At 52.5% G+C, this 25,127-nt stretch carries 20 protein-coding genes and 2 pseudogenes; 14 read left to right on the top strand and 8 right to left on the bottom strand.

Annotation, left to right across the window (positions count from 1 at the left end):
• The first annotated feature begins 157 nt into the window (after window positions 1–157).
• The 10 genes and pseudogenes from C5Y44_RS09065 to C5Y44_RS09010 all read left to right on the top strand — a co-directional run bounded on the left by C5Y44_RS09065 (window position 158) and on the right by C5Y44_RS09010 (window position 12,615).
• Window positions 158–1,645, top strand: a complete 1,488-nt coding sequence (locus tag C5Y44_RS09065) for an APC family permease (RefSeq protein ID WP_105324643.1) — start codon at window positions 158–160, stop codon at window positions 1,643–1,645.
• 55 nt (window positions 1,646–1,700) lie between these two features.
• Window positions 1,701–3,050, top strand: a complete 1,350-nt coding sequence (locus C5Y44_RS09060) for an NAD(P)/FAD-dependent oxidoreductase (RefSeq protein ID WP_105324642.1) — start codon at window positions 1,701–1,703, stop codon at window positions 3,048–3,050.
• Window positions 3,051–4,709: an amidohydrolase gene (locus C5Y44_RS09055; RefSeq protein WP_233189929.1), complete on the top strand. Its 1,659-nt coding sequence runs from the start codon at window positions 3,051–3,053 to the stop codon at window positions 4,707–4,709.
• A 105-nt stretch (window positions 4,710–4,814) separates the two neighbouring features.
• Window positions 4,815–6,004, top strand: a pseudogene (locus C5Y44_RS13605) (IS3 family transposase).
• A 594-nt stretch (window positions 6,005–6,598) separates the two neighbouring features.
• Complete coding sequence (locus tag C5Y44_RS09035; protein WP_105324640.1) at window positions 6,599–7,474, top strand: MurR/RpiR family transcriptional regulator; 876 nt, start codon at window positions 6,599–6,601, stop codon at window positions 7,472–7,474.
• Window positions 7,475–7,545: 71 nt separating this feature from the next.
• Window positions 7,546–8,457 carry an NAD(P)-dependent oxidoreductase gene (locus tag C5Y44_RS09030; protein ID WP_105324639.1) on the top strand — a complete coding sequence of 304 codons (912 nt, stop codon included), beginning with the start codon at window positions 7,546–7,548 and terminating at the stop codon, window positions 8,455–8,457.
• A 21-nt stretch (window positions 8,458–8,478) separates the two neighbouring features.
• A complete protein-coding gene (locus C5Y44_RS09025) occupies window positions 8,479–10,026 on the top strand; it encodes an aldehyde dehydrogenase (protein WP_105324638.1) in 1,548 nt (515 codons plus the stop codon).
• 11 nt (window positions 10,027–10,037) lie between these two features.
• Entirely contained in the window at window positions 10,038–11,264 is a 1,227-nt protein-coding gene (locus C5Y44_RS09020; RefSeq protein WP_105324637.1) for an amidohydrolase, read from the top strand.
• The gene (locus C5Y44_RS09015; RefSeq protein WP_199186023.1) at window positions 11,261–12,130 is read left to right on the top strand and encodes a DUF3100 domain-containing protein; all 870 of its coding nucleotides are present in this window, start codon (window positions 11,261–11,263) and stop codon (window positions 12,128–12,130) included. The genes C5Y44_RS09020 and C5Y44_RS09015 overlap by 4 nt, the downstream gene beginning before the upstream one ends.
• Entirely contained in the window at window positions 12,127–12,615 is a 489-nt protein-coding gene (locus C5Y44_RS09010; protein WP_105324635.1) for a hypothetical protein, read from the top strand. The genes C5Y44_RS09015 and C5Y44_RS09010 overlap by 4 nt, the downstream gene beginning before the upstream one ends.
• Window positions 12,616–12,915: 300 nt before the next feature.
• Here C5Y44_RS09010 and C5Y44_RS09005 read toward each other — a convergent pair.
• The 7 genes and pseudogenes from C5Y44_RS09005 to C5Y44_RS08975 all read right to left on the bottom strand — a co-directional run bounded on the left by C5Y44_RS09005 (window position 12,916) and on the right by C5Y44_RS08975 (window position 19,946).
• Window positions 12,916–14,277: pseudogene (locus C5Y44_RS09005) on the bottom strand (bifunctional UDP-sugar hydrolase/5'-nucleotidase).
• A 108-nt stretch (window positions 14,278–14,385) separates the two neighbouring features.
• Window positions 14,386–14,787 carry a hypothetical protein gene (locus tag C5Y44_RS13475; RefSeq protein ID WP_233189927.1) on the bottom strand — a complete coding sequence of 134 codons (402 nt, stop codon included), beginning with the start codon at window positions 14,785–14,787 and terminating at the stop codon, window positions 14,386–14,388.
• 278 nt (window positions 14,788–15,065) lie between these two features.
• Window positions 15,066–16,067, bottom strand: a complete 1,002-nt coding sequence (locus C5Y44_RS08995) for a proline racemase family protein (RefSeq protein ID WP_105324634.1) — start codon at window positions 16,065–16,067, stop codon at window positions 15,066–15,068.
• Window positions 16,068–17,549, bottom strand: coding sequence for an FAD/NAD(P)-binding oxidoreductase (locus tag C5Y44_RS08990; protein WP_146108489.1), 1,482 nt, complete (start codon window positions 17,547–17,549; stop codon window positions 16,068–16,070).
• Complete coding sequence (locus tag C5Y44_RS08985) at window positions 17,542–17,871, bottom strand: (2Fe-2S)-binding protein (protein ID WP_105324632.1); 330 nt, start codon at window positions 17,869–17,871, stop codon at window positions 17,542–17,544. The genes C5Y44_RS08990 and C5Y44_RS08985 overlap by 8 nt, the downstream gene beginning before the upstream one ends.
• A complete protein-coding gene (locus C5Y44_RS08980) occupies window positions 17,868–19,070 on the bottom strand; it encodes an FAD-binding oxidoreductase (protein ID WP_105324631.1) in 1,203 nt (400 codons plus the stop codon). The genes C5Y44_RS08985 and C5Y44_RS08980 overlap by 4 nt, the downstream gene beginning before the upstream one ends.
• 207 nt (window positions 19,071–19,277) lie before the next feature.
• On the bottom strand, window positions 19,278–19,946 hold the full coding sequence (locus tag C5Y44_RS08975; protein WP_105324630.1) for a GntR family transcriptional regulator: 669 nt from the start codon (window positions 19,944–19,946) through the stop codon (window positions 19,278–19,280).
• Window positions 19,947–20,194: 248 nt separating this feature from the next.
• On the opposite strand from C5Y44_RS08975, the gene C5Y44_RS08970 reads away from it, so the two are divergent.
• The 3 genes from C5Y44_RS08970 (at window position 20,195) to C5Y44_RS08960 (ending at window position 24,174) form a co-directional block, all read left to right on the top strand.
• On the top strand, window positions 20,195–21,700 hold the full coding sequence (locus C5Y44_RS08970; protein WP_105324629.1) for a sodium:alanine symporter family protein: 1,506 nt from the start codon (window positions 20,195–20,197) through the stop codon (window positions 21,698–21,700).
• 90 nt (window positions 21,701–21,790) lie between these two features.
• A complete protein-coding gene (locus C5Y44_RS08965) occupies window positions 21,791–22,702 on the top strand; it encodes a dihydrodipicolinate synthase family protein (protein WP_105324628.1) in 912 nt (303 codons plus the stop codon).
• A gap of 2 nt (window positions 22,703–22,704) precedes the next feature.
• Complete coding sequence (locus C5Y44_RS08960; RefSeq protein WP_105324627.1) at window positions 22,705–24,174, top strand: aldehyde dehydrogenase; 1,470 nt, start codon at window positions 22,705–22,707, stop codon at window positions 24,172–24,174.
• 62 nt (window positions 24,175–24,236) lie between these two features.
• On the opposite strand, the gene C5Y44_RS08955 is transcribed toward C5Y44_RS08960, so the two are convergent.
• Entirely contained in the window at window positions 24,237–24,659 is a 423-nt protein-coding gene (locus tag C5Y44_RS08955) for a cupin domain-containing protein (RefSeq protein WP_105324626.1), read from the bottom strand.
• 277 nt (window positions 24,660–24,936) lie between these two features.
• On the opposite strand from C5Y44_RS08955, the gene C5Y44_RS08950 reads away from it, so the two are divergent.
• The gene (locus tag C5Y44_RS08950; RefSeq protein ID WP_105324625.1) at window positions 24,937–25,125 is read left to right on the top strand and encodes a hypothetical protein; all 189 of its coding nucleotides are present in this window, start codon (window positions 24,937–24,939) and stop codon (window positions 25,123–25,125) included.
• Window positions 25,126–25,127 lie beyond the last annotated feature (2 nt).

Genomic DNA, 25,127 nt, shown 5'->3' with positions numbered 1-25,127 from the left:
TGGTTGTTGCGTGGTTCAAACTAATTTCAGATATCCCCTTGCCAATGCGTCACTTCGGGTTTATTCTCTACACCAGTAGAACTTAAACGTGGCGTGAAACACTTTCAGCACCTAGAGAGATTCACATCAATTCTTATTCCCGGCAGAAAAGACCGATATGACTACTTCACCGTTACAACAAGACACTCACAATGGACTCAAAAGCGGAAAGCTGTCCACGGCGTCATTGGTATTTATCATCATCGCGGCATCGGCACCTTTGACGGTGTTGGCGGGTGGTGCGCCCACTAACTACGCGGTTGCAGGATTGCTCGGAGTGCCCATTGGGTACGTGGTACTTGGCATCATCCTGGCACTGTTCGCCGTGGGCTATGGGCGTATGGCCAGTAAGATTCAATCCTCAGGTGCTTTCTACGTGTTTATTGCGCGTGGTCTGGGGCTGCGCCAAGGAATTGCCGGCGCTATCTTGGCGCTCGTTGCGTATAACCTCATGCAGATTGGCCTGTATGGGCTCTTTGGGTTCTCCGCGGCTAATGCCATTGAGGCATTAGCCGGGGTAGCACTTCCGTGGTGGTTGCTCGGCATCGTGGGCTGGCTCATCGTTGGCATCTTGGGCGTGAACAACATTGATTTCTCGGCCAAGGTACTGGGCGTCATCGTCACCTTGGAATTTTTGCTGGTCATTGTCTTTTCCGTCATGGCCATTGCCAATGCCCCAGAAGGAGTTAGCACGAGCGGTTGGCAGCCGGATCAGTTCTTCACCCCAGGCATCGGTGTGCTTCTAGCCTTTACGATGGCCGCTTTCATGGGCTTTGAATCCGGCGCGATCTATTCGGAGGAAGCCAAGAATCCTGAACGCACTGTTTCCCGTGCAACATATATTGCCGTCGGTATCATCGCTGCTTTTTATGCGTTCTCCGCGTGGGCGTTGCAGATGGGCGTGGGGCCAAGGAGCATCGTTAGCCAAGCACAAGAATTTGGCCCCGACCTGGTCTTTGTCTGGCTCGCGGACTTTAGTTCCACGGCATCGAATGCCGCGCACCTGCTTTTTGTCACCAGCCTGATTGCAGCTCTCATCGCGTTCCACAATGCGGCCGCCCGCTACTTCTTCTCCCTTGGCCAATCCGGAGTTCTTCCTGCAGCCTTCGGAAGAGCCGCGAAGAACGGTGCACCAATCGGTGGCTCGCTAGCTCAATCCATCCTAGCAATTGTGGTCCTGGTGGTCTTTGCCATCGTCGGCAGTGGCTCAGAACAAGAATTACTGTTTCCGGTGGTGACCTTATTTACCTGGTTTACCAACGCCGCGGCCTTTGGCCTGACCTTCCTGCTGGCGGTCACCAGCTTCGCCGTGATGGTGTGGGCGAACCGTTACCACCGTGAGTACAGCGTGTTTGTGAAAACTATCGCGCCACTGTTCGCCGGCATTGGTATGGCGGTGGTAACCGCGCTGATTCTTATCAACTTCAACCTCATGATGGACACCGAAGACTTCTTCATGATTTGGATCATGCCGGCCATCATCTTAGGTTCCGGGCTCATTGGCCTTATCTGGGGTGAGATTTTGATCCGCCGCAACACCATGAACTCCGCGCACATCACGGGCGAGGTAGCGGAGGTCGAACCCGAGCCCGCGGCGACGGTGTAGGTACTTGCCTACTCGAAGCCAGCATCATTCACTTAAAGAAAAGGAAACTTCTGACATGTCCAACAACAAAGTTGTCATCATCGGCGCCGGATTCGCAGGTCTGGTTGCTGCGCGCGAGCTGCAAACCGCTGGCATTGAATATGAAATCTTGGAGGCCAAAGACCGCATCGGCGGGCGTGCCTGGACCGAAGAGCGCATGGGTCGCCCGCTGGAGTTGGGTGCTACCTGGGTGCACTGGTTCCAAGCACACACCTGGACTGAAGTCATGCGCTATGGTCAGCGCACGGAAATCACGGCGTCTCCTTCCGGCAATGATGCCCACTGGGTAACTGACGGCAAGGTGGTCAAGGGTACCGAGGATGACCTGGATGAAAAGCTCACCGCCGCAATGGACGTGACCTATGAAGGCAGTGAAGAGTACTTCCCCAACCCGCTTAATCCGCTATGGGTTCTCTCTGATGACTTCGACGGCCCAGCCGAAGTGCGTGAACGTTTTCTTGCCGATGACCAGAAAAACGCCATTGATCTTGTCAAAGATGCTGGATTCGACCAAGAAACCATCGATCTTGTCGATGCCTTCTGGTGCGCCGGATACATCGGCGACCCGTACACCGGCTCCGCGCTGATGGCGAAGCAATGGGGTGCACTGTCTGATAATCGCTACCGAGTGATGGAAGATATCACCTTGAAGTGGAAGCTGAATAACGGCATGCGCTCGCTTTACGATGGCATCGCCGGCGACCTCACCACCGATATTCGCCTCAACACCCCGGTGGCTAGGGTCGAGCACCACGACAATGGCGCAACCGTGACGACTGAATCAGGTGAGGTCATCGAAGCATCGGCAGTAATCTGCACCGTGCCAGTGGGCGCGCTGAGCAATATTGAATTCTCCCCTGCCCTGCCCGATGCTGTACAAAGCGTTATCGATGACAAGTGGAACTCCCAAGGTGCGAAGATCTGGATCAAGATCAAAGGCCACCACCGCTTCTTAGGCTATGCACCAAAGCCGGCCAAGATGTCCGTGGTGCGCTCTGAATACTTCATGGATGATGACACCACCATCCTGGTGGGCTTTGGCTACGACAGCACCAATATTGATCTCAACTCCATCGAAGACGCCCAAGCTGTTATCAACCAATGGCGCGATGACCTGGAAGTAGTAGATACCACCGGCCACGACTGGGTTGCCGATAAGTGGGCTGGCCAGGCCTGGGGCACGCTGCGTAAGGGCCAGTTCACCCAAGGCTGGAGCCTTTTCGACGACATCGATTCCCAGCTCTTCTTCGCCGGATCGGACTACGCCTACGGCTGGCGCGGGGTCTGCGTCGACGGCGCTTTGGAGAAAGGCCTGACCACCGCCCGCCAGGTCATCAACGGCATACGGGATAAGAAGGAGCAGTAAATGGCGCAGACAACCGTATACACCGGAAAGATTTGGACCGGTATTGCCGATAATGACTGGGTCGAAGCCTTCGCCGTTGCAGATGGCCGCATCATTGCCGCCGGCACGCAGCAACACGTCGAGAACCAAGTTGGTGAGCAGCATGAAACAGTTACGATTGATAAGGGCATTGTTACGCCAGGGCTTATCGATGGCCACCTTCACTTAAGCCTCGGCGGCACCCAATTGGCTCACGAGTTACCTTTAGATCCCACCGATGGTGCTCAAACTATCTTGGCAAAGGTGCGCGAGTGGTCCTCACGCCTGGAACCAGGCGAGTGGATCATTGGCGGCATCATCGGCAGCGGTGTGCTGCCCACGCTGAATAACGTGGAGTTTCTAGAAAAACTCGACGAAGCTTCCCACGGCCATCCGGTGCTTCTGCGCGATGACACCATGCACAACCGGCAGATCAACACCGCCGCTTTTGAAGCCATGGGTATCACCGCTGACTCCCCTGACCCAGAAGGCGGCACGTACGTTCGCGATGATCAAGGCCGGCTTACCGGCGCTTTATGGGAGCTAGCCTGCGCGATGGCCGAAGGTGTAGCTGCTAGGTCCCACGTTGATCCGCAAAAGCGCCAGGTTAAAGCACTCCGCACCGCACTAGATCGTCTGGCTGCGCTGGGGATAACCACCGTGCAAGATGCCGCGACCATGCTTCCGCACTTTGCAGGCCTGGCCGCTTTGGAAGAAGCCGGCGAGTTGGACATGCGCGTGATTGCATCGATGCCCATGCGTCCCTTCATTGAAGATGGCACCGTGGGTGAAGAACTCTTCGCCGCCGGCATACCTTATGAGAGCGAACACGTTAAGCCGCGTTTTGCGAAGTTCGTCTTAGACGGTGTTCCCACCACGCATACAACCGCGCTGTTAAATCCGTATAAATGTAATCACTCCAGCCACGATCCGAACTTCCGCGGTGAGCTCTACTGGACTTTGGATGATCTCGTGGCCGCGTTGCGCCGCTGTGCGGAGTTGGGGCTTGATGCCAAGCTGCACGCCACCGGCGATGCTTCTGTGCGCCAGGCTCTCGACGCCGCTGAAATCGTCCGTCGAGACGCCGACGGCGGCCCCTCAATGCAGATCGCCCACATGTCCTTTATCTCTGAGCAGTATCTTCCGCGCTTCGCGGAACTCAACGTGGCTGCCGATGCCTGCCCATTCATGTGGTTCCCCAGCCCGCTCAACGATGGAGTCGGCGCCTTCGTCGCCGATGAAACCATGGCCAATATCTGGCCCTTCAAAGATCTCCCGGCCACCGGCGCCCTGGTTGCCGGCGGCTCTGACTGGCCCGTCGGCCTCCCGGTTCTTAACCCCTGGCACGGCATCGAAGGCATGGTCACCCGCCAGGCTGCCGCCAATGACGGCAAAGCCCGCAGCGAATCAGGCACGGACTACGGCGACCGCACCGTCAACATCGCCCAATCCAACACACTGCCCCAAGCCATGGCCGCATTCACCCGCGAATCCGTCAAGGCCCTAGGCATTGCCGATGAGACCGGGACCATCGAAGCCAGCAATCCGCCGACTTCATCGCCCTTGACCGCAACATCTTCATCGGCGAAATCAAGGACGTCCACAACACGAAAGTGCTTGGGCGTTGGGCTGCTGGCATGAATACATAAATAGTGCCGAGGCGACAATCAAACTATTGCCTCGGCAGCATGACTCTTTTATCCAAGTTTCCTAGAACTGGAATCCAGCTGAGAATGGAACTGTCGGATCGAACAAGTATTGTCCAATCTCAGTCACCCATACTCGGCCAATAATCAAAGAAATGAGGACTTGTCTCTGGCTGCTGCCGCGGCTGAATTAGGAGTCAATCGGGCCTCATTGCATCAATGAAAAAAAGGAATTCGGCACCGGGAAGAAGACACGCATGGCTGAGGCTAAAGCCCAGGCAGAATATGTATCCGATGCCGAACGTATACGTGCGTTGGAAAGAGAAAACGCCAAACTACGCGAAGAACGAGACATTTTGCGTAAGGCTGCGAAATATTTTGCCGACCAGACACGCTGGTGATCCGCTTCTAAGTTTGTCAAAGACCACCGCACCGAATACTCGGTCAAGCGGATGTGCACTGTTTTAAAGCTCACGCGCTCATCGTTTTACAAATGGAAAGCCAGACAGACACGTCATGTCGTAAGGACGTGTGCTGATGGTGTGCTTGGAGCCCGAATTGCTGCGGTCTTTGATGAAGAAAAGGCTTGTCCGGTACTAAACGCATCACTGCCTCGCTAAACGAAGTCAAAGACTTTGCCAGAGTTAATCATAAAAAGGTTGTCCGGATCATGAAAACATGAACCTACGTGGCTTTACAAAACGCCGCCGGTGCGTGACAACCCGGCGCAGCACGGCGAATCCGGCTTTCGCAGACCTGGTAAAGCGCCGTTTTCACGCCAACGCTGCGAACCAGGTATATGTCGGCGATATTACTTATCTGGCTTGTAAGAACGGTACGAATATGTATCTAGCTACAGTCATTGACCTGTACTCGCGCAAGCTTGCTGGTTTCGCGATTGCTGATCATATGCGTACCAGCCTCGTGATTGAAGCTTTAGAACATGCCAATGCGGTACGTGGCGGGCTTGACGGTGCCATCTTCCATTCAGATCACGGCTGTGTGTACACGTCAGGGGCGTTTAGCACACGCTGTCAGGCTTTAGGTGTGGCCCAGGCCATGGGCGCGGTTGGTACCAGCGCTGGTAATGCTATGCCGGAGTCTCTTAATTCCTCGATGAAAAGAGAAGTCCTTCGTGAAAGGAAAGTCTTTGTCAATCCGCTGCAATGCCGTCAGGAGGTCTTTCGCTGGTGCATAAAATACAGCACCCGACGCCGGCATTCATAGTGCGGACAGATATCGCCGGATGACTTCGAAGCACGATTTAGTACACTATCCAAGGCAGCATAACTGCCCCTAACCTGTCTAATTTTCAGGGGCCACGCCCTTCCACTTCTATGACTGGGACGCAACAACCAATGAAGTCCGCTGGGTCTGTTCTTTCGACGCCACCGAAGCCGACGTCGATGCCTTTACCGCTGCTATCAAGAAACATTTGTTGCTGAATTAGGTCTCCACCAGAGCTAACACTCACTAAGTCGAAATAGCTCGGCCATGTCGGCTCACGGTTGAGCTTCAGAAAGACAACCATCCTTTAAGCGCACTAGACAGTTTTAGCAGTAAATATCGCACAATTTCTTAAATCATTCGAGTACAGGTTTGGTCGAAATCGATTGATCATTCGCAATTCGAACACCGTTCAAGGATTATACCCTTCAGTGGCATCCGACCTGCATCGCTTTGGACATAATCGATTTCCTACCTGCATCAGTCGACTAACCGCAACTTTATCTATCGAAGATTGCCGCCTATACACCGCACAGGCACACCGAATAGCGGTTAAAACACCTTCCTTGCATTAACTCTGCAACCGCTATTGCCAAAATGTAACTTAGCAATTAGTGTTGCATTGTGACCCACAAAACAAAGAAGTGGTAATAGGATATGTACAACAGTCTCTCGTCAACGCAAATCGTTCCCGACCCAACATCATGGCTCGGTGACGCACTGCCGGATATCCCCCTCTCCAAAGCACAAACCCGCGTAGTAGGAGTGATCGCAGGAAATCCCCAATTATCTTCTTATGCTGAATTATCAGACATCGCAGAGCGCGCAGGAGTCAACAGCTCAACCGTTGTCCGAACGGCACAAAGCCTGGGCTATCGCGGTTGGCCAGATCTTCAGCGTGAGCTTAGAGCTCGGTACTTGGCAACAATTTCCACCGTTGAAAAACTAACCGACAGCGGAGATCACCAAAGTCCAGTGCATGCAGCGATCCACCACGATATTGAAAATCTACAATTAACCTTGGAAGCAAATTCCTCATCAGAAGTCGAATCTACAGTTTCCGCATTATCCTCAGCACGCTCCATAAAAGTCATCGGGTCGGGGTCATTCGCAGGACCGGCGACAGTAATGGCGCACTTGGGTTCCACCATGGGTTACCCAATTTCCATGGAAGACCGCGGAGGGCTCCACCTAGTCACGAGTATTAATACCCTCGACCAGAACGACGTACTCGTAGTCATGAATGTATGGCGGCAGATTCGGGAGGTCTTGTCCGTCGCTGAATCTGCAAAACAAGCCGGAGTGACCATTGTGGTTGTTACTGATATGCGACATGGACCCTTAGCAGCTGTCGCAGACCATCTATTGATTATCCCTTCCGAAGGAATTTCATTCTTTCAATCAGTCACCACAGCTACCTCTGTAATTTACGGCCTACTTTCCGGAATGGAGGCCGCACAACCAGAACGTAGTCGAGCGATCCTACGTCGCTCTCAAAACCTTGGAAAAGAATTGGACATTTACGTGGATTAGGATTTGCATCCCAGATTCCTAAACCCCTTCAATCTCTATTCAATTTTCGTCATCAGACAAAAGGAATTTATATGAGAAATGAACTTGATAAGCGAGCCGCCGTCATTGGCCTAGGAGCCATGGGGGGAGCTATGGCTTCGACCCTGCATTCTGCTGGTTGGCAAGTTACGGGCTTCGACCCTTCGGAGGCTGCACGCAAGAATGCTGAAGAAATTGGCATTAAAACTGTCAGCGCATTAGAAGGAATTTCCAGTACGCCATTTGCTGTACTTTCGCTACCATCCGCAAAAGTCGTGGAACTCACCGTTCCTGAGCTACTCAAGGGATCTGAAACAATTTCGATTGTAGATACCACCACCTCAGAACCCGACGTCAGCACTAAAATGGCTGCGCTAGCTGAACAACAAGGAGCAAGTTTCGTAGACGCCCCCGTTTCCGGGGGCCGAGACGGGGCAGCAAATGGAACCTTAAGTGCCTTTATCGGCGCCACAGAAAGAGCACTTCAATCAGCTGAGCCAATATTAACGGCCCTCACTGGTGGGAATTATGACCATATCGGTGGCCCTGGTAGTGGGAACGTAGTCAAGTTGCTGAACAACGTTTTAGCGGCTACCAATCTGGTCGCTGTCGGAGAAGCCCTAGCTGTAGCAAATGCATACGGCATTAATCCGAGTACCGCCGCTGCCAGCATCAGCAACGCCTCTGGAGGAAGTAAGGTTTCGAATCATATGTACCCAACATGGGTCCTATCAGGAACTCATGATTCCGGCTTCGCACTCGGACTCATGGCCCGCGACTCTGCGCTTGCCGTTAGCATCTCCCAACAAATTGGTGAGGATCCTCAGTTACTCAAATCGGTCAGCGAACAATGGCAGAAAGCGCTGACCAGCTTGGGACCAACAGCCGATTTCACCGAAATAGCGCATTCCGTGGCCCCTGCAATCACAAAATCAGGTGACCTATCGAATGCCGAAAACCTCTGATACTCGAGAGATTTAGCACAAATGACTAATACGATTACACCAACAGCTTTCACTACCCAAAACACAGGAGCCATCTTCAATACCACGTTCCCAACCGGTTTTGGTTCTTTCATCGACGGACGGGTGGAAAAAGGAAGTGGGTCTTCTATAATGTTGACCGCCGCCGCAACAGGGAAACCATTCGCTCAATACTCAGATCTCGGTGATGAAGGAATCAATTCATTGCTCGAAAGCTCATCAAGAGGTGCACAGACATGGATGGCATTGGATGGGTTCGAGCGTGCGAACATACTTCGAAATATCGCACTAGTCGTAGAAAAGCACCACGAGGAACTAGCAGTTCTAGAATCAGCGACGACAAGCAAACCCATCCGGGATGCCCGCGCTGAAGTTTCAAAAGTTGTTGAAATGTTCAACTACTATTCCGGATGGGCCGATAAGATAATGGGGCAAACTATACCGGTCCCTGGTAACTGGCACACGTATACGGAGCGTGTTCCTTGGGGCGTCGTAGTCGCCATCACTCCTTGGAACGCACCTATCTTTACTGCTGGGTGGAATTCAGCGGCTCCGCTAGCTGCAGGAAACTCCGTCATTGTCAAGCCCAGTGAATTTACTCCCGCTTCTACAGTCCGTCTTGCTCAGTTAGCCCACGAAGCTGGCCTACCCGACGGTGTATTCAACGTCGCCGTAGGACTCGGAAATACCGTCGGCGCCTCACTTAGCACCGACAGTCGTGTAGGCAAGCTAAGCTTTATCGGCTCTGTCCCCACAGGCCGGAAAGTAGCTGTAGCGGCTGCTGGAAAAGGTATACCGACGGTTCTGGAGCTTGGAGGAAAAAGCGCAAATATCGTTTTTGCCGATGCAGATCTCGACCGCGCCGTAGATGGGGCAATCGCAGCAATCTTTTCAAATGCCGGGCAATCCTGTGTTGCAGGTTCCAGGTTATTAATCGAACGCAGCATCCATGATGAGTTCATCGAACGTGTAGCTGACAAGACTAATCGTTTGAAACTGGGAGATCCTTTTGATCCTGCGACCGAAGTGGGTCCAATTTTTACGAAACCCCAGTACGAAACTGTCAATTCCCTTATTCGTTCGGGAATTGAATACGGCGGACAGAAAGTAACCGGAGAATTACTTCCGGACTCCTTGAAAAACTCAGAACTTTCTGGGGGACATTGGATCATGCCGACCCTAATTGACGGCATACACTCCGATAATCCATTGGAAACGACCGAAGTTTTCGGTCCGGTTGTCGGAGCGGATTCATTCGAGACTGAAACAGAGGCAATCACTCGAGCCAACAGGACTGACTTCGGGCTAGCTGGAGCTGTCTGGACAAACAACGTCTCCCGCGCACACCACGTGGCCAGGTCAGTTAATGCGGGAACTTTCTGGATAAATTCTTACAAAACAATCCACGTCGCAGTTCCCTTCGGCGGTTTTGGAGACTCAGGGCACGGACGCTCCTCCGGACCGGGCGTACTCGGTGAGTACACCCAGGACAAAGCAATCTGGGTGCCAACGCAAGCCACCGGAGCACCGTTTCCGTCATTGAACTACTAAAGGAAAGCACAATGGAATTGGTAGATATAGCCAGAAATACGAATGGCATGAAGTTCGATCTGGTTCAAGAACTTATACGTTGGCAGGACGAAGTCCTCACATTGAGTCGCAATCTGCATGCCCATCCCGAAGTTTCATTTAAGGAGGTTAAATCCGCCTCAGAGATAACTGCGTTACTAGAAAAAGGAGGATTTGAGGTTGAACGCGGTACCTCAAACATAGCCACCGCATTTAGCGCTTCTACAGGTTCAGGTGACTTAGTAGTTGCGCTCTGCGTTGAATATGATGCCTTACCGGGAGTCGGTCATGCTTGCGGCCACAATCTCATTGCGGGCGCATCCGTTGCAGCGGCCCTAGCCTTAGCTCCGCTAGCCGACCACCTTGGAATCACAGTCAAAGCCATCGGAACCCCAGCTGAGGAGCACGGTGCCGGAAAATCCATAATGCTTGAGCGCGGCGCTTTCGAAGGTGTCCACCTAGCCATGATGTTTCACCCTGTACAAGAGGGACAAACTGCGAATCCTAAAGGAACGGGTGCACAAGCACTAGGTCGCTATCGTGCGGTATTTCGTGGGAAAGCTGCCCATGCAGCCGCCGCTCCACACATGGGAACCAACGCCGCCGATGCGGCGGTAATAAGTCAAGTCGCCGTCGGGTTACTTCGTCAACAACTCCCCGATGACCACCGAGTTGGGTTGTTCGTTAAAGAAGCCGGTGATGTAACCAATATCATCCCTGAAACTTCAGTCGTTGACTTTGAATGCAGGGCGTTCACTATGGATGATTTCCAAGCTCTTGTTCCCCGTGTGCACCAATGCTTTGAAGGAGCGGCAGTAGCAACTGGAGCGTCCTTGGAAATTAGCGCCACCCAACCAGTTTATGAATCTTTGATTCAAGACGAGATACTTGCCGACGGATGGACAGAGGCTATGGCCTCGTTTGGTCATAATACATCTCCATCTCGTGGAATGTCCGGAGGTTCAACCGATATGGGGAACATTTCCCAAGTAATACCCTCCTTGCATCCTTGGCTAAGCATCCCGGGGGCTCAAGATCCGATTCATTCTTCCGGTTTCGCCGAGATCGCGAATACCTCGTCTGCCTACGAGACAATGTTTGAAGCCGCCGCTGCTTTGGCATTTACCACCATCGATGTTGCGATGTCTCCGAAACACCGAAGCCATTTCATTCAATACCGAACCGCCTCTAGGCCATCAGGTGAGGAGAACCGCACATGACTCAATCAATAGACGGCGGATCACACAACCAAGGAAAAGATATGTCGACTTTTCGTGCGATAGCTCGAGATTGGCGCGTGCACCTGACTGTAGTTGTCATTGCAGTCATTTCTCAATTGATCGGGACACGTGAGATCCCCATTGGGTTCGGCGCAATTTTGCTACTGCCATTGCTATTTGCGTTCGTATTGGCCACCCTCACCAATCCAAACGTTGTGGGCAAGTTCGCTGTATTTATTCGTCAGGCTGATGTCCAAAGAGCATCACCCATCATCGTCATCGCTATCATGCCGTTCATTGCTAAGTTCGGCACAACAATTGGACCTTCGATGGAAGAGATTATCGCTGCTGGTCCTGCACTACTACTCCAAGAAATCGGTAATCTTGGCACCATCCTCATCGCATTCCCTCTAGGACTCTGGGTCCTAAAGATGGGTAGAGAGCTGATCGGGGCCACCTTTTCAATTGCACGGGAACCAAACATTGCCATTATTGCCGATCGGTACGGGCTTAAAAGTCCTGAAGGTGCGGGTGTAATGGGAGTTTACGTAGTCGGTACACTTTTCGGCACCCTCATCTTTACAATCACGGCCTCTTTGCTTGCTTCGATGGACATCCTCGATATACGTGCCCTAGCCATGGCATGTGGTGTGGGTAGTGGTTCCATGATGGCTGCCTGCAGCGGCGGGCTCATCAGCGCTCAACCCATGATGGAAGACACAATTGTAGCCCTAGCGGGAGCAAGCAATCTCCTTACTTATGCAACCGGTATGTATGTCAGTCTTTTCGTAGCTCTTCCATTAGTTGAATGGATATACCGCAAATCAGGACGAGGCCGTAATGAAATGGAAGGTGCTTCAAAGTGAGCCAGGTAGATAATACGTTTGTGCAAAATGATGATGCTCCCCCAAGCATGCCATTAACTCAAGAACTCAGCCTGCTATTTATTGTCGCTGTAATTGCAATTCCAGTTCAACTAATTGCAGTCGACATTAACTTTATCGAAGCAGTATTCGGGCTTTTCCTCCTTATACTCATGTGCATTATCGGAGTACTCATCGGACGATACGTGCCGGTTCGCATTCCGAGCGTTGCTTGGATCTCGTTGATTGGAATTGCCGCTACACTCCCCTTCACGCCATGGGGCCCATTCTTTATCGAGCATGTCGAAAAGCTGGATTTCCTAGCACTCACAGTTCCATGCCTGGCTTACGCCGGTCTCGCGATCAGTCAGATTGAGATAGATATCCTTAAGAAATCGGGATGGAAGCTCGTAATAGTTGCAGTGCTCGTTATTTTCGGTACCTATATTTCATCAGCAGTCATTGCGCACTTCGTGCTTAACATTTAGGGGTAACGCAACTTTCCCAGTAGAGTAACCGTCTAAATTTTTAAACCGCTAGTAGATAAAACTACAGACGGGCATGTTAAGCTTCCTGAACTGCGTTCCGGAAACCAGCACCTGATTGATCAGTCCGCTTTCCGGAGCAGTTCAGGCACACTTCGGTTTGAGCTACTCAGATGAACAGCTTCTGCTGCATCTTTAATGAAGTGTGGGTCAACCCAGGTCATGACTCCAATGGCACTTATCAGGCCGAGGATGAGGCCCACGGTTCTACCAAAGATACCGGCATCCTTCATGGAAGAACCTTCATCTTCGTTGGCGCTCGTTGTTGTCATTGCCGCCGTTGTCATCGTCGGTCTCTGCAGCAGCGATATCGACTGGCATGGAGATATCCGTGCCTGCATCGGTGGTGAAGTTGAGCTCGTGTGCTCCTTCAAGTTCCGCAGGTACGGTAAGGGTGACGGTCGCAGTGCCGGATTCAACGAAACCTGGCTCGCCCAAAGTTGGGTCAATTGGAGCGGTAACGGATTCATCACCCAAGGTCACGGTGTCTTCAGAGGCCGTATCGCCCTGAGTGTAGCGCAAACCAGGAAGTTCCAAGTTGATGTCTTCGCCGGCCTTGAACTCACCAGATGGGGTGACAGAAACCTGTCCTTGGCCGGTGCGGGCTTTGACGTCTTTATTAGCTAGGTAGCCAATGGCGGAGTTCACATCGATGATACCGGTCTGAGCAGGGGCGGTACCGCGGGTCAATGCACTCATGCCCTCGTTGCCAGAAAGCAGGTAAAGCGAAGCGGCAACTACGTAGTCCGCGTTTGGATCCGGTGGCGCGCCATCAATGGTTACTGACGTGACGCGATCACCAATCGGACGGGTGATGTCATAGGTATAGGAAACATTGTCAGAAACACCCAAGGCCGCTACTGGGCGTGCGCCCTCTTCCTTCCACTGCTGCTCCAGTGCATCCTTGAAGTCCGCGCCCTTCAGCGTCACGTAGGAATCTTCACCAGCGAATGGCTAAATCTCAAAAGCTTCTTCATAGGTGACGTCGCCTGCGAAGAGGTCAGCGCGCAGACCACCGGCGTTCATCAAACCGATGTCAGCAGTAACGGAGGTGTTGGTGCTCATGGACCAACGCACACCGGTGGCAATCATGTTGACCAGCTGGGATTCAGCACCGTAGTTGGAACCTGATTCTTCGCCCTCGTTCTTGGCGCGCAGAAGGTCGGAATCGATGGTGGCAACAACTTTCTTGCCTGCCTCGCCCGCATCCAACTGTGCTTGGGCAACGATTGCTTCTAGCGCTGGGTCTGGGTTGCCGCAGGCGTTGATTTCTTCAACGCCAAGTACTGAAGCGTTATCGATGACAAGCTCGTCGGTGGTGTGCTTGTAGGAGAAATCGACATCGGCAAGCGCATGGCCATAGTTGCCTGCCTGCAAGATCAGCGGACCATATACGGTGACTAGGTCACGCGCCTGGTGGGTGTGGCCTGCAAACACTGCATCAACGTTCTCAGACCAAGCTTCATTGCCGGTGATGTCTTCGTGGTACAACGCCACCACAACATCAGCTTCACCGCTGGCAACCAGCTCATCAGCAATCGTGTTAGTGACCTCAACCGGGTCAGTGAAAGTGATGCCTTCAATGCCGGATGGGTTGACCAGCATCGGGGTTTCCTGGGACACGGTGCCCACGAAAGCAACCTTGGTTCCGTCCAGCTCAGAGATGCCATAAGGCGCCAACGCTGGGGTGCCGCCCTCAACGTTGGCTCCAAGTCACTCAAAGTCAGAGAGCTCGGTTACGCGTCCAGTTAAGTCACCGTAGCCCTTATCAAATTCGTGGTTGCCTACTGCGGAGTAGTCCAAGCCCATGAGGTTGAGCGCCGCCAAAGTTGGCTCATCATTGAGAATGAATGACGCGAACGGGCTGCCGCCGATGTTATCGCCGGAAGAAACAAACGCCTGGATCAGGCCGCCTGCGGCCTGATCCCCTGCACACTTGAGCATCGGCGCACCCGGGTGCGCCGCGCTTGGAGAAATATATCCGTGGAAGTCAGTGATGTTGGTGATGTTAAATTGCGAAATCTCTTCTTGCACCTGCTCAACGGTTACGCCAATGAACGCCGTGGACATAGCCGTGCCGGCAGCAATCGCAATTCGAACCTTAGAAATGGACATCGATTCTCCTGTGTATTTATCTGAAATTTTCACCCTCAGATAAGTAATTACTGGCTCTCAGGCCACCCCGCTGATGTGGTAACCAAAAGTTCACGAGGAGAGGGTATTTTCGGCCCATTTTCAATAACCCACGCAGGGCGCAATCCGTTCGCAAAGACTTGGAGCTTAAATCATCAGACCTCGAGGATAACACCTCTAACCTGGACATATAAATACTGCCGGAGCCACAATCAGAGTGTGGTTCCGGCAGCATTTCGAATCTAGGTGTCAGTGTAGCTTTAGAACTGGAATCCAGCTGGGAAAGGATCGGTCGGGTCAAGCATGTACTGACCGATACCGGTTACCCACGCGCGGCCAGTAATCAAAGGAATGACCGCGTCATAGTCGCCGACTTTAGTTTCTTTAATCAGCCTGCCTGTGAACTGGCTTCCGATGAATGATTCGTTGACAAAGTCAGTGTCGAGCTCCAGCTCACCGCGGCCCCACAGTTCTGCCATTCGCGCTGACGTACCCGTGCCACATGGTGAACGGTCAAACCAGCCTGGGTAGATGGCCATCGCATGTCGTGAGAGCTTGGCATCAGAGCCCGGCGCGATGAATTCCACGTGGTGTACGTGATCAAGACCTTCAATAGTGGGATGTTTCGGTGCATCGGTGTCATTGATGGCATCCATAATCGCCAACCCTGCCTTGAGGATCTCTTGCTGATTCTTCCGGTCGAATTCTAGATTGACGTCGTCGAGCTCGACCATGGCGTAGAAATTTCCACCGAATGCCAAAGAATACGGCACCTCACCGTAACCCGGAACGTCAACGGTTTTATCGAGGCGGTCAACATAGCTTGGTACATTTTCAATGGTTACTGACTCCGCGTGCCCATCTTTGACCGCGACGCGTGCAACCACGAGGCCCGCCGGGGTATCGAGTCGAATGGTGGTTACCGGTTCTTGAACTTCCACCATTCCGGTTTCAACCAGGACCGTTGCAGTTCCGATGGTGCCGTGACCGCACATAGGAAGCAGACCGGAAACCTCAATGTACAGAACGCCAAAATCACAATCATCGCGCGTTGGCGGCATCAAGATAGTTCCACTCATCGCACCATGTCCACGCGGTTCAGTCATTAGCAATTGGCGCAGATGATCCAGATTCTTCTGGAAGTAAAGACGCTTATCATTCATGGTTTCACCGGGAATCGGCTTGAATCCCCCGGTGATTACCCGAGTGGGCATGCCTTCGGTGTGGGAATCGACTGCTGAAAAAAGAAGTTTGGAACGCATTTATTTCTCGCTTTCAATTGAGGTGAAGGACGCAGGCTGCTTGTTACCGAAGTTGGCAATATCTCCCAACCTCACGGGACTAACAATGGGCCGGCGGTCGGTTCGAGCGCCATCACCAGCTGAGTCACCGGTTAACTGCGTAAGAATTGCTTCGACATTGCGTCCGCATATTCGTCCCTGGCAGATACCAAGGCCAGCACGGGTTGTCAGCTTCGCGGACCGCAGTCCGGATGATTCTGTCTTTGAAATGGTGTCGCAGAATGACCCGTATTTTGTTTCTTCACAACGGCATAACAAGGTGTCTTGCTCAAGCCACTTTGTCCAGCCCTTGCGAATACCATGTGCTGCTTCGAGTCTGCCGGCGAAGTGATTGAATACCGCTTGCATGCGCACTGCTTTGCGCAGCTGTGGACTGTCGCGCTTGCTGCCTGCTGCCCGGTGCCCCGCTATCTCGCCTTCAGCCAATGCGGCATCGCAACCACCGATGGACGTGATTTCACCTGCGGCGAAGACATTCGGCACGCTGGTTTCTTGGTCTTTATTTACTTTGACGAACTTAGTTGGCAAGATTTCGCAGCCTACTGCGATAGCCAGCTCTAAACGCGGGGTAAATCCGTGGCTTACGCATACGGCATCCGCCTTGTAGCGCTTTTCTGTCCCAGGAATCGGTTCCCAGTTGCTACCAAGTTTTGCAACGGTTACCTCCTCCACTCGATCTTTACCGTGAGCGGCAATAACGCCGGTACCTAAGTGGTACGGAATCCGATGTCGAATTCCCGTTGCTAAATACTCGACGAGTTCACCGCCTTTGTGCGCTGCACCGGCTAGCTTCCACGGCGCATTCAACAGCCAGTTTCTAAGATTACCGATGCCGTTTGCCTCAAATACGCCAACTACTTTGGCGTTCGCTGCCGCCAACGAGGACATCACTGGCAGAAGGAATGGTCCAGCTCCAGCTACGACGACGCGTTCGCCAACGGCAATGCGCTCGCTTTTCGCGAATGCTTGTGCAGCACCGGCGGTGAATACTCCCGGTAGGTCCCAACCTGGAAATGGAAGAGTTCGATCGTGAGCTCCAGTAGCCAACACCAAGGCGTCTGGATATAAACGCACGGGGGTTCGGTCGCCGTCATCAACATTTCCTACAACCACGTTGAGTACTGACTTCGCATTTTCAGTCTCGATAGCCCATACCTGGGCTTCGAGCAGCACCTCGCAAGTGTCATCGTTCAGAACTGAGTCACGCAGCTGCACGTAGGTGTCCCAGTTGTGGTGCAGCTTGGCTTCTTTCGCGCCTGCTCTTTCTTCGGGCAGGTGTCGCCAGAATTGGCCACCAAGTTCATCAGATGCTTCAACAAGGGTTACTCGCGCGCCCTGCTTTGAGGCAGCAACCGCAGCGGCAAGCCCGGCTGGCCCACCACCAACCACCACTACATGCCTGGAATCAGAATTTGAGGCAAACATATCTGGTGTACTAGTCATTGCTTTTCACCACCGGCAGTTCATCATGCTGCGGAACAATGACATCGCCGTCTTTACACCGGCGCTGACATGCTCGAACGTCACGTTGATCATTGACTTGGACAATGCAGTCGAAGCAAACTCCAATGCCACAAAATAGTCCACGCGGACGGGAATTAACCGTCGTTGTTCGCCAGGAGACAATGCCATTAGCCATCAATACGCCGGCTACAGTTTGGCCCTGTTCACCAGCAAGTTCTTGTCCGTCAAAAGTGACATGAATCGGCTGTGCGGGTTTGCGCTGGATAGGGTCTTTACTTTGTGGAACTAGTCGAGAATTCATACGGTCTCCTCCTGGAAGCACTCACTTAAGGTAGGTCTGCGCAGATCGAAGGGCGCGTCATCAATGTCTCCCAACGGACTGGATGCTGTGCCGCCGGAAAGACGAGCGGCTAAGATTTCTGCGGTTGCAACGGATAGCCCAATTCCTGCGCCTTCATGACCTGATGCATGGAAAAGACCAGGAATCCGTGGATCATCGCCAATAATCGGAAGATGATCCGGCATGTACGGACGGAACCCGCCATAAGAACGGATGATGGCTGCGTCGGATAGAAATGGAAATACTCGCAAAGCTTTCTGCGCCATTTCCGCAAGTACGTTAGCGTGCATTGCTTCGTTAAAACCGACTTGCTCACGGCTCGAGCCAATTAATACAGTTCCGGCTTGCGATGATTCAATGACCGCGGCTGTTTGCAGTGATGCATCGGCAGACTGCGTAGCACCGAAATAATCCCCGTCGTAGACCTTGTGAAACACGCGATGCGGCATGCGTGAGGTGACAAGTACGTTTCCGCGACGAGGTTTAATTGGTACCGGTGCCCCGAGAGCTTCTGAAACTTTCCCCGACCACGGCCCTGCTGCTACCACGACATTCTTTGCTTTAATGTCTCCGCGGGCAGTGTGCACACCCTGTACCGCACCTGAAGGATCCCGCAGCAATGCAGCTACCTCTGTCTTGCTAAAAACCTCGGCACCGTTTTTGCGTGCAACCGCCAATAACGCTTCCGTGGCAATCGTTGGCTGGATCTGACAGTCTTCTGGATAGTAAACAGCTGCTGTGATCTCGGGGTTAAGGTGTGGTTCGCGCTCGAGTGCTTCTGATAGATCCATTACGCGGGCATCGATAAGCGAAGCTCTTTGCTCTCCCGCAAAGTCTATTAAAGGCTGAGCTCCTGCTTCCGTCGTCGTAACGACGATGCCACCTTTAGGTTCAAACTCAACCGAAGGAAATTTCGGCCCGAGCTCTTCACCTAATGATTGCGCTAAATTCTCCCACAAAGCAATTGAGTGCCGCGCCAAATCAAGCTCTGGACCGGCACCTTTATCTGAAACCAACAGATTGCCTTCGCAGTGGCTACTGGTACCACTCGCCGGCAAAGAGCGATCGATAACTGCAACTGAGATTCCACGATTACTAAGCGCGTGGGCACACGCTGCACCTACAATTCCTGCTCCAATGATGGCAACGTCAAAGGCCATTAGGGACTCCATTCATTCGTTGTCAGCACCAGTGAGTCCTGCCGCAATGTTTCATGTGAAGCAAGGATTACTGGTGAAAACGTGGAGTGGTGGATAAAACCACCGCTGTAATATGTCACACATTAAACGAGGGTGGATAAATGTGCAACCAGTCTCACAAAATTCCCTAAAGCGATGCACGCCACAATGATGGGGGGGGGGAGGGGTCTAAGACTCTTCGCGACCTGCCCAAATACCCACGGTGTGCCCAACGTGGCGGCGCATAACCTCTTCCGCCAGCTCCGCATCATGCGCCACGAGAGCATCCAAAAGCTCATAATGTTCCGCTGCTGAAGTGGCAAGACGTCCTGACTCCGCCATCTTTTTTAAGTTCCCCAATCGAGCTCGAGTACGCAGGTCACTGACCATATCCGTCAGTAAGGGGTTTTCAACCATATCCGTAAGTCGTGCATGAAATTCCACGTCACATTCTAGGTAGAGCTTGAGGTCATTCGTTTCCGCCCCCTGCTGAATCCGGTCGGCCAGCTCTCGCATCTCAGCCTCTTTACCTTCGTCAAAACCTGGAGCAATTGCCCCCATTGTTGGCGGCTCAAGCAATAAGCGAATGTTCGCAATTGACTCCAGCTCATCATCTGAAACGTCGGTAACGCGGAAGCCTTTGTTTTTTACCGGCTCCAGAAATCCCCGCCGAGCAAGTTCCAATAGCGCCTCACGAACCGGGGTTGCCGATACTTCAAAATTTGATGCCAAAGTCGGAACCGTCAGCAACTCCCCCGGCTCCAACTGTCCAGAAGTAATCGCAGCAGAAATAGATCTTTCCACCTGCTCACGCAGGCTAGGCGGGTTCTGAATATCCGCAGCTTTTGCAAAAACCATTTTCTACTTCTCCTCAAATCGATGGCGCATAAGGGGGCAAATCAACCAACACTTGCCTGTGCAGTTGTCCGACCTTTGCATTTCATCGCGTCTTATCGTTTCATTATCGCCTATTTCAGCCCCTCAAACCCACGTTAATTGCAGCAATTGAAGAAAGTGCTAGACAAATCAAACTTAGCCTGTAATATGTCACATATTCCAAAAGGAAGAGTTCTACATCACATGCCCGACTGAAAGTAAGGGACGACATGAGTGACATCATGGCTAGAATTACAGAAATACTCCAAGCAATAGGCAATACGGGCTGGGAATGGCTTGCTTACCTTGCCTTAGCCCTCGGCATCCTTTTCACCGTTGTTTTCAGAGTTACCCAGCTTCGACGCTTTCCCACAATGATGCGCCTCATCTCTACTGGCGGAACCATGGGCAAAGATGGAGAGGGAATCTCATCTTTCCAGGCGCTATCAATGACACTCGCTAGCCGCGTCGGTGTCGGTGCTATCGCTGGTGTTGCAACCGCAATTGCAGCTGGTGGTCCCGGCGCGATTTTCTGGATGGCTGTAACTGGATTCCTTGGCTCAGCCAGTTCTTATGCAGAATCGACCCTTGCGCAGGTGTACAAGCGCAAAATCGACGGTGAACACCGAGGCGGAATTCCGTACTACATCTATCACGGCCTCAAACTGCGCTGGCTCGCAGTAGTTGCAGCGCTCGTCGCATTTTTGGCTTATGGATTCCTTGTTCCAGGGATCCAATCCAACAATATTTCTTCAACGGTTGAATACGCATTCGGCATCGATCCGTGGATCACGGCGACTATCGTCACCGCGCTACTCGGATTTGTCATCGTTGGCGGAACGAAGCGAATTGTGAATGTCGCGCAACTTATCGTTCCTTTCATGGCAGTCGGCTATATCGTCGTCGCACTTGTCGTCATCTTCTGGAACTTCCAAGATATTCCAGAGACCATTGGACTAATTCTTTCCAGTGCGTTCGGCGCGCACGAAGTATTCGGAGGCATCCTCGGCTTCGCAATTACTTGGGGCATCCGCCGCGCAATTTTCACATCTGTTGCCGGTGTTGGCGAAGGAACTTACGGTGCAGCCGCAGCGCAGGTCAGCCATCCCGCCAAGCAGGGGTTGGTCCAAGCATTCTCCATCTATGTCGATGTTCTATTCGTCTGCATGGCAACCGGTTTGCTGATTGTTGCTACTGATTCTTATAACGTCATCACACCAATCGGCGAAGTGCTGCACCAAGGACACATTCCAGCTGACCTAGTAACCGGTGGCGCTAATGCCCAAGCAGCAATCGATACGGTATTCCCAGGTTTCGGTTCTGTCTTCGTTGCTCTGGCTATCTTTCTCTTCGCCTTCACGAGCCAAGTCGCTTTCTACTATATCGCTTCTTCAAACCTCATCTTCTTGACGAAAGAAAAAGTGAATGAAAAGGCACTGTGGGTTCTAAAGATTGGCTCCCTAGTCATTTCCTTCGTCGGCGGTGTTATCTCCGCAGACATGATGTGGGCCGCAGGAGATATCGGATACGTAGTCCTTGGCTTCATCAACATGATCAGCATCCTCTTGCTGCTTCCAGTAGTTATCAAGGTCTACAAAGACTACGAGCGACAGCGTAACGCCGGCCAAAACCCTGTCTTCCATCCTGAAGAGCTAGGCATCAAGGGCGCAGATTTCTGGATCACTGCTGACCAGGACGAAGAAGTCAAAGAAGAAGTCAGAAACCTAACCACCTAATCATGCATGCAGTTTCACGTGGACTTTCTCCACCTCAAAGTTTCCACAGTCAGCTAACTTCCAATCATTTCTATTTCTCAAGGAGCAATCATGAATTCCACTCTCAACAGCGGTGTCTTTGCAGTAGCGACCACCCCTTACGCTTCTAATGGCGAACAAAACCTCGAAGCGCTCGACCGGGGCATTAACCGTGCCATCGATGCAGGTGTCACTGGCTTGTTGTTGCTTGGTGCAACCGGCGAAGCTCTCGCACTTTCACCAGATGAGCGCCGTGAGCAAGTCTCACATGCAATCTCTACTATCGATGGCCGTGCCAATATTGTCGTTGGCTGCATGGGATATACCCCAAAGGAAGTCCTTGAGCAGGTAAAAACCGCAGCCGAACTCGGGGCTCAAGCAGCGATGATCACCCCGCCTTATTACGGCGGACTAGAGCCGGAAGTAGCAATTGAATCTCTCCGCGAAGTAATGGTTGAGTCACCACTACCAATTTTGGTCTACAACAACCCGCACTCAACCGGTGTAGATCTCTCGCCCGAACACCTCGCGAGCCTCGTCGATACCGGAACCTTCTGGGCAGTAAAAGAAACCTCCGGTGAAGCTCTGAGGGTTCGCGAACTACGTTCTGCACTAGATGCTGCGGGCGAGCAAGGAAACAAGGTTGAAGTATTCGTTGGTGCTGATGGCATTGCGTTGGAAGGGTTCACCCAAGGTGCAACCGGTTGGGTCGCTGCATCGGCATGGTTGCTGCCGAAAGAATGCCAGAAACTAATGGAAGCTGTACAAACCAAGGACTGGGCACACGCCGTCCAGGTGTGGGACGTACTTGCCAAGCCACTGGGTCTGATTGAATCCTCACCTGCATTTATTTCCTTGCTGAAGAAGAGTCTCAGCCGAGAACTGGTAGAACAGGGTCCAGTACGCTCGCCGCTTCCTACAGCTACCGATGAAGCGGTCGAAGAACTCGCAGAAGCTCTAAAAGCATTGAAGGAGATCGAATAATTATGACTTCATTTCTCAATGAGATTGTTAACTCGAATTCTGGGTTGTTTATATCCGGGCAACCTGACACCGGGTCAGGTGAAGAATTCGCGCTGATCAATCCAGCCAATGGCGAAACACTAGGCGTATTGGCAGAAGCTAGCGCAGACGATGTCGATAAGGCAGTCAAGAGCGCTCGACATGCCTGGACTGACAGCTGGTGGTCAACTGATACCGAGCGTCGGATCGCCACTTTACGCAAACTCTCAGAAGTAGTGGAAGCCAAGGCGGATGACATTGCATACCTCGATGCCATTGAAGCCGGAAAAGTAGTCAACGAGTCTCTTTCGGAGGATGTCCCCGACGTTGTCGCCAATCTTCGGTTCTTTGCCAACCTCGTAGAACAAGCCGAAGGCCGATTCCTACAAGGTTCCGACGGCTGGGGTTGGGTCGAGCAAATCCCAGTTGGGGTTGTTGGATGTGTGCTGCCGTGGAACTACCCGATTGCCATGCTTGGCTGGAAGGCCGCACCTGCGCTTGCTGCCGGCAACGCCTTGGTGATTAAGCCATCGGAGGATTCAACGCTTTCGGCGTTGTTCTTCGCGCGTCTTGCTATTGAAGCCGGGGTTCCAGAAGGCATTATTAATGTCATTTCCGGCCAAGGCGCAGTAACGGGCCAGGCACTAGGATTGCACAATGATGTTGATGCTCTAACCTTTACCGGTTCTGGACCAACCGGCCGTAGGTTCCTCAACTACTCAGCCGAATCCAACCTCAAGGCTGTTTCTTTGGAGCTTGGTGGACGCGCTGGCTATCTCGTCGACGCCGAACATGCCCGTGACTACGATGCCATCGCAGCGGATATCATCGGCGCAGCCTTTGGCACCAGTGGCCAAAATTGTACGGCTTCCTCACGCATCATTTTTGTAGGCGGCGAGCCAGATGATTTCAGTAAGTTCACCGATACTTTGGTTAACGCTGCACAGGATTTTAAGGTTGGAGATCCATTCACTGATGTCAACATGGGTCCAGTCATTAATCAGCGTGCGGCAGATCGCATCAAGGGTTGGATTGACGAAGCAACCAAAGCTGGCGCAGAGGTCCTCTACCAAGGACCTGCCGTACCTGCGGAAGGTTCTTGGGTTTCCCCGACACTGATTTCTGAAGCACCTGCTGGGACTGCTCTTTCGACGGAAGAAGTCTTCGGTCCTCTTAGTCAGGTATTGCAGGTTTCGACTCGCGAGGAAGCAGTAGAACGAATCAACGGCGAACGCTACGGTCTTGCATCCACAATTTGGTGCGAAGATGTCGCTCAGATGAAGTGGTGGGCTGACCAGCTACGTGTGGGAACCGTTGCTGTCAATGGCTACTCCGAAGGCACGGTTGCAACCCCATTCGGCGGTCTTCGCGAGTCCGGCTTCTGGGGGCGCGATAATGGACCAGAAGCACTAGCGAACTACCAAGAAACCAAAACAGTTTGGGTCGCACCTTAGCTAAACCCTTCCATAAATAAAGCGAATGCCTTGAGGTACACACGTCTCAAGGCATTCGCTTGTTAATTGCCTGGTAACTGGCCATACTCTTCTTCGGTGACCGGTTCGAGCCATTCATTACGTACGCCTTCGCCAGGCGTAATAAAGGCGAGGTGGCTAAACCACGAATCAGCCTTCGCGCCATGCCAGTGCTTCAATCCGGCGGGGATGCGAATGGCGCTGCCTGGCTCCAAGCTGACGGGCTCCTCCCCTTCCGCTTGGTACCAACCAGCTCCCGCCGTGCACAACAAGATCTGATCGCCTGCGCCATCTTCTCCGTGATGGATATGCCAATTGTTGCGGCAGCCCGGTTCAAAGGTGATATTAGCGACGGGGACGGTGCCATCGACAAGCGGCGCCCTGTAGCTTTGGCCGACAAAGTACTCCGCGAGTTCTTCAAGCTTTTCACCGGTTTCAAAGATTTGTTTAAAATTGTTATAACTCACAAAAACTCCTTAGTCGCGCCGCGGCGGTGAATGTTCCACTTCCCACCCTAGGCTGGTGGCAGCCCAATTAACAGGAGTTTTGGAAATCTTGAGCTGAGATTCTCCGGTAGTAGTCGTATTCCGCGGCTTCGATAAGTTTCACGTGAAACCATGCTTGGGCAATATGACCTTGGCTTGAGTGGCGACAGAGTGGATTCCTTCGTGTAGGCTCGCCGGCAAGGAAAATCACTGCCCTGGCAGCTGTCGGGGTACCTCAAATCTTCAAAAGGATTCGTCTATGTACAACCCTGATATCAGCGTCAAAACCTATCTTGTAGTTTCCTTGGTCTTCGCAGCGCTATTCGCAGCTTCCGTCGTACTCATTGGCAGCCCAGTATTCAACTGGATCTTCGGAATGGTTGCTATTGCAACTGCATTCATGGCCATTACCCAAGACTGGCTCGACCAAAGAGCCGCAAGAGCGTAGTA

Source organism: Corynebacterium sp. J010B-136 (assembly GCF_002967075.1).
Taxonomy (GTDB): Bacteria; Actinomycetota; Actinomycetes; order Mycobacteriales; family Mycobacteriaceae; genus Corynebacterium.
Note: the sequence above shows the minus strand (reverse complement) of the source record. Positions and strands in the feature narration are given on the sequence as shown.